The sequence below is a fragment of the Halopseudomonas xinjiangensis genome, from assembly GCF_900104945.1.
Taxonomy (GTDB): Bacteria; Pseudomonadota; Gammaproteobacteria; order Pseudomonadales; family Pseudomonadaceae; genus Halopseudomonas; species Halopseudomonas xinjiangensis.
Window position 1 is genome coordinate 680,652 of sequence record NZ_LT629736.1, and the last position, 15,961, is coordinate 696,612.

Here is a 15,961-nt window from a genome sequence, read left to right on the forward strand (position 1 = left end):
GGCGTTCCCTCAGATGGACAGGCTCAGATTGAAAAAGGTGTTTTCACGCTCGGCTCGTTCCTCGAGAAAGCGTGGTTCGCTGATTGGGCGGGAGTGGACAATGCCCAGGCTCAGCCGGCCCAGGCTCAGGCTGGCGCCAACCGATGCGCTGCTAAGTTCGCCTTCAGGCACATCGCCGGCGCGGTTCCAGACCCGCCCGTAGTCCAGCCCAAGGAACGGACGGAGCATGGCGACCTGGGCGCCGGGCAGTACGAAAGGTTGTTGCAGGCTCAACTCGTTGCGCACGTAATGACCGTGATCGCCTGCCAGCGAGGCGTTGGCGAAGCCGCGCACGGTATACAGGCTGCCGATCGAGATCTGTTCCGAGCCATACAGAACGTTTTGCGCGTGCTGACCCTGGAACTGGGTCGAGAAGCTCAGGCGATGCGTTCCCAGCGCGAACGGATAGAAATAACCAGCGCCGTATTTGAATTTGGTGAATTGCGCCCTTGGCGCCCAGTACGGCAGCCCCTGCGCGTCTTCCAGTGAGTTGAACCAGTCCAGCCCGCGAGCGACGCCGGCATCCAGCGTCAACGCACCTCCGAAGAGCCCGGTCGTGAAGGAAGAATCCAGATCGAAGACGGTCAGGGAACGACTGCTTACCAGGAGCAGAATGCTTTCCAGATAGTTCTCGGACTTCTTTTTCGTCAACGAGCCGGAAAGTGTCCACATGGAACCCTGGCCCCGCCACATCACACGATCCAGTCGCACGGAGTAGTTCTTCGAGTTGCCGTTCGTGTGCAATTCCGACCCGCTGGGGGCGTCCAGGATGCTCGCGTACTCGGAGTTCGATGCGTTGAGACTCAGTGTGCTGTAACCCAGCGGCAGCACGTAGCTCAGGTTGTTGAAATACGAAGAGTGCCGGCCGGTATCGTAGGGATGGGCCCGGCGATGGGTGAAGCTGACGAAATCAGTCAACCCAAACGGATTGTCCAGGCTGAGATTGATGCCGGCCTGGTTCTGCCCGGTCGCCTCCTGGCCGTTATTGTCGTAAGTCAGCCCCAGGTGCGCGCGGCGCGAGGGCTGGTTATGGAACACGACGATACTGTCCCCCGGGCCGGTGCCGGGCAGGATGTCCATGGTTGCATTGTTCGAAGCAAGCCGGTTGATCTGATCGAGTGCCTGCTCCAGGTCGCGAAGATTCAACGGTTCGCCTGTGCCACCGGGCAACACGTTGAATGTCGAGACGCTGTCCTTGCCCGCGTCTTCGACTTTTATTTCTTTCAGCTGGCCTTCTTCCACCTCGATGGTCAGCGTGCCCGTGCTGAGATCCTGAGCCGGCAGATACGCCCTGGCGGTAACATAGCCTTTTTTCATGTAAGCCACGGTTATCGCTCCGAGCAGGCGCTCGATTTCAGCAACACCCATGCAACTGGATTCATAAGGCTCAACCAGCTGGTCTATGGCGCGCTGGTTTAGAAGCGATGCGCCTTCGATGCTGATCGATTCGATGTCGCGGCAAAGCGCTGACGTACGGTCCACCGTTTCCGGCGGGAGCACGTCAAGCTGGGTCGGGGCGCGACCGGAGCTGATATCCCGCTGCCGCTGTTGCTCGATGCGCTCGCGTGTCTGAATCTGGAGCTGTTCAGCCTGTCGCGCTGCCGCATCGATGTCGGACGGGGTTTGCGCCTGGGCAGCACCGGCCAGCGCCAAAAGGCAGGTGGCGGACAAAATGGTAAGAATCGACGGCGGCACCGCTCTGGACCGAGCCACAGCAGTAGAAGGGGTGTTTTCTCTCGGGTGCATCATGCGCTCACTGGAAAAACTGTTCGGACGTCTTCGGCGCAAGAGGGCGGGGCACCGGATCATGCGGTATATCGGCTTGAATGGGGCGGACTGAACTTTTTCGACGCTAGATTGTCTGCGCGCCGACGAGCGGTAATCGGCCTGATTTGGGCGAGCGGATTTGGGCGTTACGGGATATCGAGAGAAGCAGAAAAGACTGGAGCGGGTGAAGGGAATCGAACCCTCGTCGTAAGCTTGGGAAGCTTCTGCTCTACCATTGAGCTACACCCGCGTGCTGCGCATTCTACGCAGGCGCGCTGGCCCGGGTAAATACGCGGCCGGGTTATATTTTTCAAGGCACGCAGCTCAAGCGCTGCGCGCATTGGAGATGATGAAGCGGCTTTCCGGGATCGCTGGCAGCCGCGACATGTCGATCGACAGGTTCTGCGCAGGGACATCGTATTGCATGCCCGAGACGAGCATATGCAATGCGCGGCGAATCAGCTCTTCCGTAATCCATTCGCCCGGACAGCGGTGGCCGCTGGCGAAATCTCCGGCGCCCTGCGGAACCGGCGCGTTGGGGTTGCCAGGCCAGTTTTCAAAGCGCTCTGGACGGAAGTCGTGCGGGTCGCCCCAAATACGCGCGTCGTGGTTGATGCCATGCATATCCAGCATGACCCAGGTGCCTTTTTCGATACGGTAGTCCTGCCATTCGAATGTTTCCAGGGCATTGCCTGCGACCAGGGGGAAGAAGGGGTAAAAACGCCGCACCTCCATGGTGAACATCTGCCGCCAGGGTTCGCCGCCATCACGCAGCTTGTCGCGATACTGCGGATAATTGTGCAGTGCCAGCGCAGCGAAGGTAATGAAGCGAGCTACGGCTACGGTAGGGCGAAGGATGTTCAGCAGTTCGACGCCTGCGACCTCGGTCGACAGTACTTCGCCGTTCTCGTCGCGGAAGAGGGCGATGGTTTCGAGCGGCGAGCGAACCTGTCGAGACAATGGAGCATGGCGGACATCCTCGATCAACTTGCGCGCCCAGCGTTCGGTGCGTCGGCGCAGCGTGAGGCCTTTCCAGTTGCGCGGGCCGATCGCGCCAGCACCGTCGATCATCGCCGAGAACTCCCGGGTCCGCTGCTCGGCTTCGTGGTCAGTGAGCTTGATGCCGGTCCATTCGCAAACCGCGCGGCAGAGCAGTTCCTCAACAGCGTAATGCAGCGTGACCGAATCCTTCGCCGACCATTCGGTCAGCGCGCTGCGCCAGATGCGCTCGAAGATTTCGCCGTGGCGCTGGATGCTCTCCGGGGTCATCAGGGACATGAACATCTGTTTGCGATGGCGATGGGCCGCGCCATCCAGCGACTGGACGCTGCCGATGTCCTGCAACGACATCAAGGTGTTCGGCGGCATGGCGCGCTTACGGGTGAACCGGTCGGGGTGATAGAACATCTCCGCCGCACTCTCGCCGGTGACGCAGACGGCCGGACGCATCAGCATGCGGGTACGGAACGCGTCCGCCCCGTTGCGCTCGCAACGCTGGGAAATGAATCTGTAACCGTTGCCCAGCAAGGCAAGGGTGCAGTCGAACGTACGGTCGCGCGGGATCTCGGTCATGTTTGCCCTCCGGATAGCAGACAAAACCTTGGAAAGCCGCAAGCAAGGGAAAGTTCGACCGTTGCGCTGGCCGATCTCCCCGATGACTAGCCGGGTGCTTACAGCTCCCGCATCGCCTGCATCAGCAGCGTGTAGCTTTGCCGGCGCAGCGGCTGATCGTAGATCGAGCTGTTGACGATCAGCTCCTGCACCTCGGTACGCTCGAGCAGATCGGATATCTGTTGCGCCACGGTTGCCGGTTCGCCGACCAGCGTGCCGGCGAGTGTCGACAGCACGCTGTGCCGCTCGTGCGGCTGCCACAGCGTTTCGATGTCGGCGACCGGCGGCGGAAGCGGGCCGGGCTGGCCTCGCATCAGGTTGAGAAACGCCTGCTGATGAGACGTGGCGAGATGATGCGCCTCGTCCCGGGAGTCCGCCACGTAGGCGTTTATACCGAGCATCGCGTGAGGCTGGTCCAGCTGCGCTGAAGGCTCGAAGTTCTCGCGATAAGTGCGCAGTGCGGCGAGCATATAGTCCGGTGAAAACTGTCCGGCGAACGCGAAGGGCAGACCCAGGCGGCCTGCGAGCTGGGCGCTGAAGGTCGATGAGCCGAGCAGCCAGATGGGGACATCAAGGCCGGCGCCGGGTACGGCACGCAGACGCTGGCCAGGTTGCGGCTGGGCGAATAGGCGGCGCAGCTCGTCAAGCATGTGCGGGAAATCCTCGCCATCGGCGCGGCCACGGCGCAGCGCCTGAGCGGTGGCCGGGTCGGTGCCTGGCGCGCGCCCCAGCCCGAGATCGATTCGCCCGGGATACAGCGATTCCAGGGTGCCGAACTGCTCGGCGATCTGCAGGGGCGCGTGGTTTGGCAGCATGATGCCGCCCGACCCTATGCGGATGCGCTCGGTTCCGCCGGCCAGATAGCCCATTACCACCGAGGTGGCGGCGCTGGCGATGCCGGTCATGTTGTGATGTTCGGCTACCCAGAAGCGCTTGTAGCCGATCGATTCGGCGTGCTGCGCCAGGGCCAGGCTGTTGTGCAATGCCTGGGCCGGTGTCGATCCCTGCGGAACGGGACACAGATCAAGGATGGATAAGGTAACGGCGTTGGCAGCCATGGGGTTCCTCCGCAAGAGAATCGGTAGCCGGTATGCTAACTGCTTAGCATACGAGCGCCCACCCATGGCTCATGTTCCGCGAATTTCTGCGTGCCCCCTCCGGGCTCGGTGCCCGGAATGGTCGTTGTTGCGTCGGCGCCTGTGGGGAAGGGGTCTAACGCTGCAACGCCAGCACCGTAGCCACAGGTCGCTCTGCAGGCATCTCGGTCATCAGCGACGCGGCCGGCATACCGATGTGGTAACCCTGCGCATGGTCGATACCCAACGCCCGAACCTTGTCCAGTACCGCTGCGCTGTGGACGAACTCTGCGACCGTCTGCACGCCTAGATCGCTGGCGAACTGAACGATGCCTCGGGTCACCGTCAGCGCGTTGGGATCGGTATCCAGGTGTTTGATCAGACTGCCGTCGATCTTGATGATGTCAGCGCCCAGGCGCAGCAGGTGCTCGAAGTTGGAATAGCCGGTACCGAAGTCATCGATTGCGATACGGCAGCCCAGCGCCTTGACGGTATCGATGAACTGGCGCACCGCAGCATAGTTCTCGATGCCTTCGGACTCGAGGATCTCGAAGATGACTCGTCGAGCCAGCGAACCCTTGCCCAGACTGTTGACGATGAAGGTGCCGAGCTCGGGATCGAGCAGGTCTTCGCAGGACAGATTCAGCGAAAACTCGTACTCGTTATCGGCGAACCGGCTGAAGCATTGCTGAACCATTGCGCGGGTGATGTAGCGATACAAACGAATCTTCTTCGCTACGTCGAGAAACTCCATCGGGCTGACCGGCTGGCCACTCTCGTCGATCATACGGGCAAGACACTCGAACTTATCGATCCTGCCGCTACGGGTGTCCATGATCGGCTGGAAATGCGGCACGATGCGGCCCTCGTCCAGCGCCCGTTTGAGCCGGTTGGCCCAGACCAGATTGTGTTCGTAGGTCTCGCGTATCTTCTTGGCCGGACGGTGGTCGTAGACCAGGCAGCTGGACTTCTGTTGGCGCGCGAGTTTCAGGGCAATGCTGGCGCAGGTGAGCAACTGCTCGTCGTTGAGCTCGCTGCCGTCGGCTTGCGCCGTGGTGGCGACGCCGAGTGTAACGTGTAGCGGAATGGTCTGGCTTTGCCAGCTGATCCGCCGCTCGGTGACATAGTCCAGCAGCTCGTCGGTGCGTGCCTCGATGTTGCGGGTTGCCTCCTCGCCAGGAAGCCAGATGGCCATTTCGTCGCCCGGCATACGGTACAGCTGGCTGCCGCTCCATGCAGGTGACTGGGTGAGGAACTGTTGCAGAGCCAATGAGAGCTGGCCGATGACGTGGTCGCCGCAGTGGTGCCCGTAGAAGTCGTTGATTTCCTTGAACGCGTCGATGTTCACCAGGATCAGTGCGCCGGCTTCGGCGCCCTTGAGATCGACCAGCAGCTTCTCGCGGTTGGGCAATTGCGTGAGGGTATCAGTGTAGAGAGTATGCATCCGCTTGAGGATACGGCCGACGCTAGTCAGGATCAGTGCCGACAGCACCAGGACGACCCCGCCAATCAGAAGCATGATCCGCCAGTTGCTCTCGCGCATCGGTAGCAATACAGCATCGATCTCCGCCTTCGGTACGCCGACGCCGAAAATCATGCCGGCCTGGGTGCGGCTGAAGAACAGTGCGTGGTCCTCATCATCGACGCGCAAGGCCATGGTCTGCATGGGCGCGACGAGAAGCCGCCCCGAGACGATCGCCGATTGCGGATCCGGAGCGGTAACACGGCTGTGTAGACGGCTCTCGATCACTGCATCCATTTTCTCCTGCGCGCCGAGTGCCTCGCCGGCGTTGGCCAGGCTGGACAGGTTGCGGTTCTCGCTGTCGATGAGAAACGCAAAGGCACCTGGCGTGACTTTCACCCGGCTGACCAGTCCGATAATTTCATCTGCGCGCCAATCGGTCGAAGCCACGCCGATGACCTGGCCGCTCTCGTCACGCATCGGCGTGGTCAGACTGATGACGACGTTGTCGATCAGCTCTTTGTAATAGGCTGGCGTCCAGAAGAACTCCGGGAGGGCATTTCCCGCTGCGTATTCGCCATGTTCGCCAACGACCCGGCTATACCACTCGCGGGTGTGGTAGTCGCTGTCGTCACGTTGGACACGCAACGCGTCGCCGCGGCGATAGGCGTATACCGACAGGTTGCCGCGCACGTAGCTGTGCGGTTCGTACCACAGACCACCGGCATAGGCATCCGGCATGCGTGCCAGTGCGGCTTGCATGGCGGTCTCCAGCTCGCCGGCGTTATCCAGGTCCCGGGCCCGCTTCATGCGGTAAAGCAGCTCACCGGTACGCGCCAGGTTCGTAGTGTTCTGCTCCATCAACTGATGGTGAGCGTTGATCCGGTTGAGGTTGGCATAGAAGGTGTCGGTGATCTGGCGCTGGCGCAGCTCGGCCATGGCCTTCTGGGCAAAATCCAGATTCAGCGTGGACATCAGGATCATGCCCAGCACGAATACCGCGACAAGCAGTATCAGGCCCAGCATGATCGAGCGCTTGATGCGGAAGTTGCCCAGCGTCATTACTGCCATTTGCCGTTGATTCCATCCTGGATGCGTGTGTTCGCTGCGCTCAGCTGCTCATCCGAGAGCAACGCCTGCTGACCATCGATCGCTTGTTTCGCCTTGGCATTGCCGTTCAGCACCGCGAGGCTGTACCAGACATACGCCTCCTGATTGTCCACCGCGCCGGTGCTGCCGCTGGCATAGCTTTGCCCCAGCAGGAATTGCGCCTCGGCCGACCCCTTGCGGGCAGCCTGGCGCAGCCAGTGGCGGGCCTGCTGCGGTTCGCCTTGCGATTCGTGCAGTGTCGCCAGTGCCAGATGCGAGGCGATGTGGCCATCGACGGCGGCAAGCTTGAGATAACGTTCGGCGCGCGCCGGGTCCGGACTGGTGCCGAGTCCGTTCAGATAGGCCAGGCCGGCGCTGAAGCGCGCCTCTGCCAATCCCTGGTCGGCGGCCTGGCTTATCAGCTCCAGGCCTCTCCGCTGATCCTGCTTCACGCCCTGACCGTCCTGATACAGCCGTCCGAGCAGAAGCTGCCCGGCAGCATGGTTCTGCGCGGCGGACCGCTCGGCCCAGGCCTTCGCAGAGCGGTAATCGCGGCGGGCGAGGGACACGCTACCCATATGCTGCTGGGCCTTGGCATCGCCACGCTCTGCCGGCTGGCGGCAAGCTTCCAGTGCCTGGGTGTAATTCTTGATGGTGTACAGCAAGTAGCAATTGCTGTTGCGCTTGCGGTTCAGCGCATCGGCGAAGTCGGCGCTGGCCACTTCGAGACTGGGTGGCGGTTCGGCACTCGCCGCTGGCGCTGGCGCTGCTTGTGGTTCCGGGGCAGGTAAAGGGGAGGGCTGGGCCAGGGTTCTGCTGGCCTGCTTTTTTACGCGAACGGCGAATGCCTGGACTTCATCCGGGCAGGAATACAAATAGCCGCCTCGCATGCGCTGCAGATTGGCCGTGGTGGCGTCTCGACTGGCGTAGGTCCGACCAATTTCGCCGCAGCGGCGGTCACGTTCGGTGACTACCTGCTGCAATTGCCGAGCGCGGTTGGTATCAGCGGAATGGGTTTCAAGGTAGCGGGTCAGCGGATCGATCATCGGCTGCGCAAACAGCGTGTCGATCTCCTGCTGATAGCGCTTGTCATCCTGGCTGTTGACCAGCCCGCCGGCGAACTCGGCCAAACGTTTGCCTTGTTCGGCAATCATTGCGCCAGAGCGTGAAAGAAAATCGCTGGAGCTCTCCATGGAGCCAGCGCAGCCGGTCACGCCGAGCGTAGCGGTAACAATCAAAATCGCGGGTAATACACGCATGGACTCTCCTGATCCAGTCACCCGAGGGGCTTGTCCTTGCACTAGGCAGGTTGGTTACGACCAACCAGGCGAAGCGGTGCACGACCAGACAGAGGATAGGCAGACGGCGCCGAAGAATCAAATCGCAAATGGCCATCACCGCCGAACGGTCAAGCCAGTTCAACCTCCGTGATCAGCGCGCCGGCAGGCATACCCACATAGGCACCCTGGGCGAAATCGATGCCCAATTCACGCACCTGCTCCAGTACTTCCGGGCTGTGTACGAACTCGGCAACGGTATGAATACCCAGTTCACTGGCGAAGCGGACGATGCCTCGGGTCAGCGTCATGGCGTCGTCGTTGGCATCGAGGTGGCGAATCAGGCTACCGTCGATCTTGATGATGTCGACGTTCAGCCGCAGCAGGTGCTCGAAATTCGAATAACCGGTGCCGAAGTCGTCGATGGCGATACGGCAGCCCAACGCCTTGGCGCGATCAATGAACTCTCGAACCGGCTCGTAGTTTTCGATGCCTTCGGATTCCAGGATTTCGAAAATCACCCGTTGGGCGAGATCGTTGCCTTGCAGGCGGTCGAAAATGAATTCGGTGAGGTCGGTATCGAGGAGATCTTCGCAGGACAGATTGAGCGAAAACTCGTAACGGCTATTGGCGAACCGCCGGAAGCACTGGTCGACCATGGTCCGCGTTATATAGCGGTACAGTCGGATCTTCTTGGCGATCGACAGAAACTGCTCCGGACTTACCGGCTGCCCCTTGCGGTCGAGCATGCGTGCCAGACATTCGAACTTGCTGATCCGGCCAGTGCGGATATCCATGATCGGCTGGAAGAAGGGCACGATGCGGCCCTCGTCCAGCGCGGTTTTCAATGCGTTGGCCCAGATCAGATTCTGCTCGTAGGCTTCGCGCACCCGGTTCGCCGGATCGTAGACGAAATAGCTGATCTGGTTGAGCCGGGCGAGCTTCAGCGCAATACTCGCCGACGGCAGCAGTTCCTCGCCATTTAGCCGTGAGTTGTCCGGCTGTACCGTGCTCGCCGCACCGATGCTCGCGTGGACGGGAATGTCGTGGTCCTGCCAGGTGATGCGCATCAGGCTGACGAAGTTGACCATCTCTTCCAGGCGCGCCGGCAGCGAGGCGGGGGTGTGATGCCCAGGAATGATGACCGCCATCTCGTCCGCCGGCATGCTGTATAGCTCACAGCTGCGCCATGCGGCGCGGGTACGGATGAAGCGCTGCATATGGTCGGCCAACTGCCGGATGACGTGGTCGCCGCATTCGTGACCGTAGAAATCGTTGATCTGCTTGAACGCGTCGATATTGAGCAGCAGCAACGCGGCCGAATCGGTCTTGCGCAGCTCCACCAGCAGTTTTTCCCGGTTGGGCAAGCCGGTCAGCGAGTCCGTGTAGAGGGTGCTCAACTGGCGCAGGATGCTGGCGACCAGCAACATGATCAGCGCGGCGAGCACGGCGAAGACGGAGCCGATTATCAGGGCTACGCGCAGGTTGCTTTCGCGCATAGGGGTAAGCACTGCGTCGATTTCCGCCTGGGGTACGCCGATACCGAACACCAGTCCGGCGACCGTGCGCGCGAAGAACAACTGGTAGCTCGCGCCATCGACTGTCAGATTCATCGTCTGCATTGGCGAGCCGAGCTGCCGGCTGGAAACGATCTCTTCCGGCGCCTGAGGCGTGGCGCGTTGGTGCAGCTCGGAGCCAGAGATAGCCTGCATCAAGCGCTGGGCGTGCTGGACATCGTCTGATTCGGAGAGGCTGGAAAGGTTGCGGCTTTCGTTGTCGAGGAGGAATGAGAAACTGCCTGGTGTCACCTCGACACGGCTGACCAGGCGGATGATGTCTTCCGCGCGCCAGTCGGTGGAAGCGACACCGATGGTCTGTCCGTCGCGAGTGCGGATCGGCGTACTGAGACTGATAACGACCGTATCTATCCCGGCCTTGTAGTAGGCCGGGGTCCAGTGATAGCGGCGCTGCGGGTCAGCTTCCGTTTCGGCAGGCAGTAGCCGCAGGTAATCTTCACGCTCGAGATAGCTCCCGGTCATGTCGCGTTCGAGCAGCATCTCCTCGCCAGTGCGGTAGGCATACACCGCGTACGGGCCGGCTACGAGTGTATCCGGTTCGAACCATAAGCCGCCGCCGAAGGTATCCGGAAAATCCTCCAGGGTTTCGGTCAGCGAGGAGTCAAGCTGGTCGGCATTGTTCCGCCCAGCCTGGCGTGATTGCCAGTAAAGCAGCTGGGCGAGTCTGGCTAAATCCTTGGTGTTTTGCTCCATCAAATGATGGTGGGCATCGATTCGATCGAGGTTGCCGTAAAAACTGTCGGCAATCTGCCGCTGGCGCAGATCGGAGATGGTCTCTTCTGCGAAATCCAGGTTGAGCGAGGACAACAGCCACATGCCGAGCACGAACAATGCCACCAGCAGGCCCAGCACCAACATGATGGACCGCTTGACCGGGCTCGAGCCGAGCCATTTTCGTTGTCCCGGGATGGTCATGGACGCCGTCCTGCCAGCCCGGACTGCACCCGTGCCTGGGCATCGCCGAGTTGCTCCTCGGTCAGCTCCGGAGCGATGCGCTCGAGATGCTCGCGCGCGCGCTCATTGCCGTTGAGCATGGCTCGGCTAAGCCATACGTACGCTTCCCGATAGTCGACCGGCCCGCCGCGTCCCTCATAGTAATTCATGCCCAGCGCCAACTGCGCTTCTGCCGACTCCTGCTCGGCGGCACGGGTCAGCCAGCGCCGCGCTTCACTGGCGTTGGCGTGCTCCGAGGACGCGTACAGGCGGGCGAGAAGCAGCTGCGCCTCCACATCATTGCGCTCGGCTGCGAGTGTAAGGTAGCGAATGGCTTCAGCTGCGTTGACCGGGGCGCCGTCGCCTTCGAGGTAGGCCTGGCCAACCAGGTAGTTGGCTTCAGTCAGGCCGGAATCGGCGGCACGCTTGAGCAAAGCCAGCGCCTCGGCATCCTCTCCATCTTTTTGCAGGAGCCTGGCCATGAGCATTTGGCCGGCGGGATACTGCTGTTCCGCAGAAGCCTGGGCCCAGTGGCGGGCGGCCTTGTCTTCCTTGCTGATCAAGGCGATATCGGCAAGGTGATGCTGTGCTTTGGCGTCGCCGGCGCGCGCGGCCTGAAGACAGTCCCCATGGGCCTGCTGGAAGTTCTTGATGGCGTAAAGCAGATAGCAGCTGCTTGCCGCCTCTGACGGTGGCGAGCTTTGGCTTGTCGTGCGCACTACACTTGTTTCGGAGCGTGAGGCTAGGGTCGGTTCGGCGCGTTTCGCCGGTGTCGGCTCGACGCGAGTAGCCGTCCGGGCTGGTGGTGCCGGGTTCGCCGCCCTGGGGGCAGCCACGCTCTTCGGCTCGCTTTGCGGCTCGGGTTTCGCCTCGGCGACGCTCGTCTCCGAATTGACGCGCCGTTCGAAGCTGGCGATCTGGGTTGGGCACGAGAAGCTGTAACCGCGTCGGAAGCGCTCCAGGTTCGCCGGGGTGGCGTCACGTCGGGCGTAACGGTCGCCCACCGCATCGCAGCGTCTGTTACGCTCGGCGCGAACGCGGGCGCGCTCCCGAACGTAACGCGGATCGTTGGCATAGGTGTTGAGGTACTGCGTCAGCGGATCGATGCGAGATTGACGGAGCAGATTGTTGACTTCGTTGCGCCGCGCCGTGGGCGAGTCAGCTTTCAGATCGTTTGCGACTTCAGCCAACCGGCTGCGTTGCGCTGCAAGCATGGCTTCGGCGCGGTTGACGAACTCGGCGGAATTTTTGGCAACGGTTTGCCGGTCAGGCAGCGTGGTGCAGCCACCGAGCCCAATTGTTATCCCTATTGCCAGCATGTAAACGGTTACGCGCATCCAGAATCCCTGTTTCGGCCTTGATCTCGTTGGTACTCCTCAACCATGTCGTACGCAGCTCTCGGCACCTGCGCTTGAACCTTGTACGTGATTTATCGGTAGACCCCACGAACGTAGCATCCATGTGACATCGTAAAGCCGAGTTGGTGCCTTCGACGGCTTGGCTGGCAAAGCTGGAACACTTCTTGCGTAGGCCAGGCACTGACACCCTTTCTCGTCAACTTTTTGATGGAGCGCTTCAACGGCATGGCTGCAAACCATATGGAAACGATGCGCAACATGCGCACCAACATCGCCGGGTTGCGCAACGGCAGTTTGGGGGTGCCAATTCTCTTGCTGGTAATGCTGGCAATGATGATGTTGCCGGTGCCGCCGTTCCTGCTGGACGTGTTCTTTACGTTCAACATCGCCCTGTCGCTGGTGGTCCTGCTGGTGTGCGCCTACGCCTTGCGACCGCTGGACTTCGCCGTGTTCCCGACCATCCTCCTGGTGTCCACGCTACTGCGCCTGGCGCTGAACGTGGCATCGACCCGCGTCGTTCTGTTGTACGGGCATGAAGGCGGTGACGCCGCTGGTAAGGTCATCCAGGCCTTCGGCGAAGTGGTCATCGGCGGCAACTACGTCGTCGGTCTGGTGGTGTTCGCGATCCTGATGATCATCAACTTCGTCGTGGTGACCAAGGGTGCCGGGCGCATCTCCGAAGTCAGCGCGCGATTCACGCTGGACGCGATGCCCGGCAAGCAGATGGCGATCGATGCCGACCTCAACGCCGGTGTGATCAATCAGGAGCAGGCCAAGCTGCGCCGCATGGAAGTGGCCCAGGAGGCGGACTTCTACGGCTCCATGGACGGTGCCAGCAAGTTCGTTCGCGGCGACGCGGTCGCCGGCCTTATGATCCTGTTCATCAACGTCATCGGCGGCCTGGCCATCGGTATGGCCCAGCACGGCCTGAGCTTCGCCGATGCCGGTCGCATCTACGTATTGCTGACCATCGGCGACGGCCTGGTGGCACAGATTCCTTCGCTGCTGCTGTCGACTGCAGCGGCGATCATGGTCACCCGCGTCTCGACGTCCGAAGACATGGGTGCCCAGGTACAGCGGCAGATGTTCGCCTCGCCCAAGGCGCTAGCCCTGGCAGCGGCCATTATGGTGATCATGGGCCTGATTCCTGGCATGCCGCATTTCTCGTTCCTCAGTCTGGGTGCTCTGGCCGGCGCCGGCGCCTGGTTCATTTCCAAGCAGCAGAAAGAGAAAGCCGAGGCCGCGGCAGAAGTCGAACGTCAGGAAGCCCAGCTTCCGGCGGTACAGCGTCCGGAAACACGGGAGCTTGGCTGGGATGATGTGACCCCGGTGGATATGGTCGGTCTGGAAGTCGGCTACCGCTTGATTCCGCTGGTCGATCGCAATCAGGGTGGTCAGTTGCTGGCCCGTATCAAGGGCGTACGCAAGAAACTGTCTCAGGACATGGGCTTTCTCATGCCCTCGGTGCATATCCGCGACAACCTGGATCTGGCACCCAACGTGTACCGCGTGACCCTGATGGGTGTCGGCGTGGCTGAAGCCGAGGTCTACCCGGACCGGGAGCTGGCGATCAACCCGGGTCAGGTTTTTGGCGAGATCAAGGGGCTGGCCGGCAAGGACCCGGCGTTTGGTCTGGACGCGGTGTGGATCGAGCCGATGCAGAAGGATCAGGCGCAGTCCCTCGGATACACCGTGGTCGACGCCAGCACGGTGGTTGCCACGCATCTCAATCAGATACTCAACAAGCACGCCCACGAACTCATCGGTCATGAAGAGGTCCAGCAACTCATGCAGGTGCTTGCCAAGGCGTCGCCGAAGCTGGCCGAAGAGCTGGTTCCAGGCATGATCTCGCTGTCGGGTTTGCTCAAGGTCTTGCAGGGTTTGCTGCAGGAACAGGTTCCCGTTCGCGACATTCGGACCATTGCCGAGGCCATCGCCAACCAGGCTGGCAAGAGTCAAGATCCTGGCGCCTTGATTGGGGCAGTACGCGTTTCGCTTTCCCGCTCCATCGTGCAAAGCATTGTCGGGCTTGACGCCGAGCTGCCTGTGATCACTCTCGAGCCAAGGTTGGAACAGATATTGCTACAGACTATGCAGAAGGCAGGACAGGGTGCGGATGAAGGCATCATGCTCGAACCGGGAATGGCTGAGAAACTGCAGCGTTCCCTGGCCGATGCGGTGCAGCGGCAGGAAGTCCAGGGCAAGCCAGCGATTCTGCTGGTAGCCGGACCGATCCGCGGAATGATGGCGAAGTTCGTGCGTTATGCGACTCCCGGAGCCCACGTACTGTCCTACCAGGAAATACCGGATAGCAAGCAGGTCACCATCGTCGCGACGGTTGGCCAGCAGTAAAGCTCAGCAACAGACGCTCGGCGCAGCCCGCCAGGCAAACAGGACAATCGAGGTCAGCCATGAAAGTAAAACGTTTCTTTGCCGCCGACATGCGCCAGGCGATGAAGCTGGTTCGGGAAGAACTCGGTCCGGATGCCTCGATCATTGCCAACCGCCGGGTCGTCGGAGGCGTCGAGCTGACTGCAGCACTGGATTATGAAGCTCCGCGTCTGACTCCGCCGACGCCTGGTCTCGGCCAGGAATTGAAGAAGACTCAGGAGAAGATCCTCAGTGCCCGCGCCGAGCTGGAATCGGGCGAGCGCAACACCGGCGGCCCGCAGGTGAACCGTCAACTGTTTGGCGAGACCATGCGTCAGGCCGTGGAAAGCGGCTCGCCGGTTGCCCAGGCATTGCTGGCTCGCATGCAGAGCGAGCAGGCCAGCCAGCCGGCCGCCGCACCTGCGGCTCAGGTTGCCGCGCCGGCAGCGGAAGAGGGCGCAGGTCTCAGCGCCATGCGTGCCGAGCTCGCCGGTCTGCGCGAGATGCTCGAGACGCAGCTCGGCAGCCTGGCCTGGGGTCAGGTCAACCAGCATCAGCCTCGTCAGGCCAGCCTCTGGCGCCGATTGACTCAACTGGGTCTGCCGGCCGAGCTGTGCAAGGAATTGCTGAGCAGGGTGGCCGACATCACCGACACCCGTCAGGCCTGGCGGTTGCTGCTGGCGCATCTGGCGCAGAGCATCCCGGTCATCCGTGAAGAACTCATCGAACAGGGTGGAGTGATCGCCCTGGTCGGCCCTACCGGCGCCGGCAAGACCACCACGCTCGGCAAGCTGGCGGCACGTTATGTACTCAAGCACGGCAGCCAGCACGTGGCACTGGTAACGATGGACACCTATCGTATAGGTGCGCATGAGCAACTGCGCACGCTGGGCCGCATTCTCAATGTGCCGGTGCGTGTGGTTGACGAGCAGAACAGTCTGAGTGATGTGCTCGACGAGTTCACCGGCAAGCGACTGGTTCTGGTGGATACCGCTGGTCTTCAGGCTCAGGATCCACAACTGCGTGGACAACTCGGCGAGCTGGCTGCGCAGGGCAAGCGGGTCAAAACCATGCTCGTTCTGGCTGCCACCAGTCAGTACCGGGTACTCAAGGCGGCTTTTCACAATTACCGCGCCTGTGGCTTGTCCGGCTGTATCCTGACCAAGGTCGACGAAGCCGCCACTTTGGGCGAATCCCTAGGGCTGGCTATGGAACAGGGTTTGCCGGTAGCCTATCTGGCAGATGGCCAGCGTATTCCAGACGACATCAGCAAGGCTGTGGGTCACCAGTTGGTTAGCCGGGCAGTCAGCCTGGCAGGCAACGAAGCCCCGGCAGATCAGGCCATGGCCGACGTGTTTGCGGGTATATTGCATACCCAGCGGGCAAGCTAATGAATTTCAAG

General features: G+C 61.5%; 9 protein-coding genes and 1 tRNA gene. 2 read left to right on the plus strand and 8 right to left on the minus strand.

Annotation, left to right across the window (positions count from 1 at the left end):
* Positions 1–9: 9 nt before the first annotated feature.
* The 8 genes from BLT85_RS03135 to BLT85_RS03170 form a co-directional block, all read right to left on the minus strand.
* Positions 10–1,710 (minus strand): ShlB/FhaC/HecB family hemolysin secretion/activation protein, encoded by a 1,701-nt coding sequence (locus BLT85_RS03135; RefSeq protein ID WP_172829804.1) that lies wholly within the window; start codon positions 1,708–1,710, stop codon positions 10–12.
* Between the two features lie 272 nt (positions 1,711–1,982).
* A tRNA-Gly gene (locus BLT85_RS03140) sits at positions 1,983–2,056 on the minus strand.
* Between the two features lie 74 nt (positions 2,057–2,130).
* A complete protein-coding gene (locus BLT85_RS03145; protein ID WP_093391778.1) occupies positions 2,131–3,378 on the minus strand; it encodes a cytochrome P450 in 1,248 nt (415 codons plus the stop codon).
* A gap of 98 nt (positions 3,379–3,476) precedes the next feature.
* Positions 3,477–4,475: an LLM class flavin-dependent oxidoreductase gene (locus tag BLT85_RS03150; RefSeq protein ID WP_093391779.1), complete on the minus strand. Its 999-nt coding sequence runs from the start codon at positions 4,473–4,475 to the stop codon at positions 3,477–3,479.
* A gap of 154 nt (positions 4,476–4,629) precedes the next feature.
* Positions 4,630–7,026, minus strand: coding sequence for an EAL domain-containing protein (locus BLT85_RS03155; RefSeq protein ID WP_093391780.1), 2,397 nt, complete (start codon positions 7,024–7,026; stop codon positions 4,630–4,632).
* Complete coding sequence (locus BLT85_RS03160; protein WP_093391781.1) at positions 7,017–8,303, minus strand: tetratricopeptide repeat protein; 1,287 nt, start codon at positions 8,301–8,303, stop codon at positions 7,017–7,019. Before BLT85_RS03160 ends, BLT85_RS03155 begins: the two co-directional genes overlap by 10 nt.
* Positions 8,304–8,452: 149 nt before the next feature.
* On the minus strand, positions 8,453–10,813 hold the full coding sequence (locus BLT85_RS03165; protein ID WP_093391782.1) for a bifunctional diguanylate cyclase/phosphodiesterase: 2,361 nt from the start codon (positions 10,811–10,813) through the stop codon (positions 8,453–8,455).
* The gene (locus BLT85_RS03170; protein WP_093391783.1) at positions 10,810–12,168 is read right to left on the minus strand and encodes a tetratricopeptide repeat protein; all 1,359 of its coding nucleotides are present in this window, start codon (positions 12,166–12,168) and stop codon (positions 10,810–10,812) included. Before BLT85_RS03170 ends, BLT85_RS03165 begins: the two co-directional genes overlap by 4 nt.
* 261 nt (positions 12,169–12,429) lie before the next feature.
* On the opposite strand from BLT85_RS03170, the gene flhA reads away from it, so the two are divergent.
* Together flhA and flhF are read left to right on the plus strand one after the other, a co-directional pair.
* Positions 12,430–14,541, plus strand: a complete 2,112-nt coding sequence (gene flhA, locus BLT85_RS03175) for a flagellar biosynthesis protein FlhA (protein ID WP_093397349.1) — start codon at positions 12,430–12,432, stop codon at positions 14,539–14,541.
* A 59-nt stretch (positions 14,542–14,600) separates the two neighbouring features.
* Positions 14,601–15,950: a flagellar biosynthesis protein FlhF gene (flhF, locus tag BLT85_RS03180; RefSeq protein ID WP_093391784.1), complete on the plus strand. Its 1,350-nt coding sequence runs from the start codon at positions 14,601–14,603 to the stop codon at positions 15,948–15,950.
* Positions 15,951–15,961 lie beyond the last annotated feature (11 nt).

Bases quoted from the DNA above. Each gene is read 5' to 3' on its own strand.
- flhF (WP_093391784.1), top strand. From the start codon at position 14,601: ATGAAAGTAAAACGTTTCTTTGCCGCCGACATGCGCCAGGCGATGAAG.
- BLT85_RS03145 (WP_093391778.1), bottom strand. From the start codon at position 3,378: ATGACCGAGATCCCGCGCGACCGTACGTTCGACTGCACCCTTGCCTTG.
- flhA (WP_093397349.1), top strand. From the start codon at position 12,430: ATGGAAACGATGCGCAACATGCGCACCAACATCGCCGGGTTGCGCAAC.
- BLT85_RS03160 (WP_093391781.1), bottom strand. From the start codon at position 8,303: ATGCGTGTATTACCCGCGATTTTGATTGTTACCGCTACGCTCGGCGTG.
- BLT85_RS03155 (WP_093391780.1), bottom strand. From the start codon at position 7,026: ATGGCAGTAATGACGCTGGGCAACTTCCGCATCAAGCGCTCGATCATG.
- BLT85_RS03170 (WP_093391783.1), bottom strand. From the start codon at position 12,168: ATGCGCGTAACCGTTTACATGCTGGCAATAGGGATAACAATTGGGCTC.
- BLT85_RS03150 (WP_093391779.1), bottom strand. From the start codon at position 4,475: ATGGCTGCCAACGCCGTTACCTTATCCATCCTTGATCTGTGTCCCGTT.
- BLT85_RS03165 (WP_093391782.1), bottom strand. From the start codon at position 10,813: ATGACCATCCCGGGACAACGAAAATGGCTCGGCTCGAGCCCGGTCAAG.